Origin of the sequence: Clostridium sp. 1001270J_160509_D11, from assembly GCF_015667935.1 — a bacterium.
GTDB lineage: Bacteria > Bacillota > Clostridia > Peptostreptococcales > Peptostreptococcaceae > Intestinibacter.
In genome coordinates, this window is the sequence record NZ_JADPET010000226.1 from 1 (window position 1) to 2,554 (window position 2,554).

2 protein-coding genes are annotated in these 2,554 nt (G+C 24.9%); both read right to left on the minus strand.

Going from position 1 to position 2,554, the window contains the following annotated elements; translation table 11 throughout:
• Positions 1–1,326: nickel insertion protein (larC, locus tag I4U58_RS13455; protein ID WP_195931844.1), on the minus strand; the 1,326-nt coding region annotated here is incomplete at its 3' end.
• Positions 1,327–1,416: 90 nt separating this feature from the next.
• Positions 1,417–2,382: a dipeptidase gene (locus I4U58_RS13460; RefSeq protein ID WP_195931845.1), complete on the minus strand. Its 966-nt coding sequence runs from the start codon at positions 2,380–2,382 to the stop codon at positions 1,417–1,419.
• Positions 2,383–2,554: the final 172 nt, after the last annotated feature.

A 2,554-nucleotide genomic window follows, 5' to 3' on the forward strand; every position in this document is an offset into this window, starting at 1 on the left:
ATGAACGTCTTTTGCACCTTGGTTTAATAATTTTTCAACTATATAACCTAGAGCTTCCCCGCTACAATCATCTATATATTTTATTATTTGTTTATAATCTTCTTCTTTATCCCTATTTCTATAGATTTTATATGATTTTATCCTATTTAAATTAAATAAAATCTGAATAAAATTTATATACTCTTCTTCTTTTATATGAGATTGAAGTTCGCAATATATAGCGACTGCAACATATAATAAATTTCCATATGGATAATCTATTATTTTGCTTGTTTTCTTTGTATTTAATATCTCTATATCTTTAGCCTTTAACTTATTTGTAATTTCATAATCTAATACTGGAGTATTTATAGGATTTATTACTACAATATCTTTTTTAGAAACTCCATTTGAAATTAAGCTTTCTATTTTTTGTGATATATTCTCTATCATTTCGCCATATAGCTGACTACTTTGGTCCAACTCTATACTTGCATTTTCATTAATTAAATCAAAAACTCCTATATTGCTGTAAGTTTCATCTCGTCCTAATAATTGTTTATATACATAGTTAATATCATTTTTGATAAATGAAGAGAAATACCTACTGTGATAGCAATAAACAAATATTTCTTTTTCATTATTGTCAAATTCTTTTATCAAGTTTACCTGACTAACACTTATATTTTGTAAATCGTCTATAAATAAGTATTTATATCTATTTAATAATTGTTCTTTATATAATTTATTTTTTAATAGATATTGATTGTATAGGTAAATACTTATACTATCATCTACCATGGAGTTGCTTATCATTTCATTTAGATATTCTTCTATTATTTTTTCCATTTCAATATAAGATTTGTCTTTGATATTCTCTTTATTAGCTTTTGAGTTGTAAATCTTTTTTCCTATTTTTTTATAATCTATTTGATTATAAATAGCATTATCTAAATTATTCATAATATTAGATGCTATTGATTTATTAGTCCCCGTAATATCGTCAAAATAATTTTCCTTATTTCTCTTCATTTCTACCTTTTTTTCAAATATATACGTCTTTAAATTACTAGATATAAATGTCGGCGTCAAATTCTTTTTTATTATATCTTCGCAATCATTTAAAATAATCGGCCAGTATGTTATTATTTCGCCCCTTACAAATTGACTATATGTACATATCTTAAGTTCTTCACTTATTTTAAGTTCTATCTTTTTTATATACTCTAGTCGATTTATATTATTATCCACAAACACAAGTATATCACTTGATTTAAAGTTATTTTGTTTTATTATTTCTATATATTTATCTAAGATTTTATTTTTATTGTGCAATTTAGTAATCATACTGTCACCTCTCTTAAAACATTAAAGCCTGCATATAGCAAGCTTTAATTTTATATATTTTTAAAAATTTATTTTCTTGTTTAAAATATATTATAATATTTCTTTGAATAAATTCAAAACATTTTTATAGAATATATGTTCTACTTCATCTTCCGTAAATCCTTCTTTTTTTATCTTTTCCGCTAAAATTTGCATTTTTGATGCATTTTCAATTTCTACTTTACAATCTATTCCGTCAAAGTCACTTCCTAATCCTATAACTTCTATTCCACCTATATTTTTAATATGTTTTAAGTGTTTTATCATGTCGTCTAATTTTGATAAGTCGCTAAACTTTGTATTTTCATTTAAAAAGTTAGAATAAAAATTAAGACCCATAACTCCGCCTCTGTCTGCTAGTTTTTTTATCATATCATCGGTCATGTTGCGACGGTGATTACAAATGCTCCTTGCATTTGAATGACTTGCAACAAATGGCTTTTTAGTATTATTTAAAATATCATAAAATCCAGCATCTGATAAATGAGATACATCTATAATAATACCTAGATTCTCCATTTCCTCTATAAATTCAAATCCTCTGTCTTTTAATCCTCTATCACAAACTAATTTATTGTTTATTATTTCATTTGGGAATCCAAGCTCATTTTCATAATTCCAAGTTAAAGTCATCATCCTAACACCCAGTCTATAAAAATTTCTAAGAATACCTAAATCACCTTTACAGCAAGCCCCTTCTTCTATAGATAAAAGCGCACTCATTTTATTTTGCTCTATATTTTTTAATATATCATCATAGCTCAAAACTATCCCTATATCTTGTGAATTTGCTTTTATTTCGTCGTGAAAAAGATCAATAGTTCTCAAACAGTTTACTAGTGTATCGCCCTCGGCCATATTTGTAAATGCTGCAAATACTTGTAACATATAATCTCCTTGTTTCATTTTCTCTATATCAACACTAAAACCATTCTTTTTTAAATTAACATATCTATTTTCATCTCGATTATCTAAAATCGCCTTCATTGTATCACAATGCATATCTATAACCTTCATATTAAGCCTCCAAAACTTTATAATATATTTTTTATTTATCATAATCTTCTTGTGATAATAAATTATTATTATTAATTATCTAAAATGATATAAAATCATAAAAAGAACAAATGACCAGAATTACCATAAAATACCTGGCAAATGTCGAAAAAAACTTGGATTTTATTGCAAG

Bases quoted from the DNA above. Each gene is read 5' to 3' on its own strand.
- I4U58_RS13460 (WP_195931845.1), bottom strand. From the start codon at position 2,382: ATGAAGGTTATAGATATGCATTGTGATACAATGAAGGCGATTTTAGAT.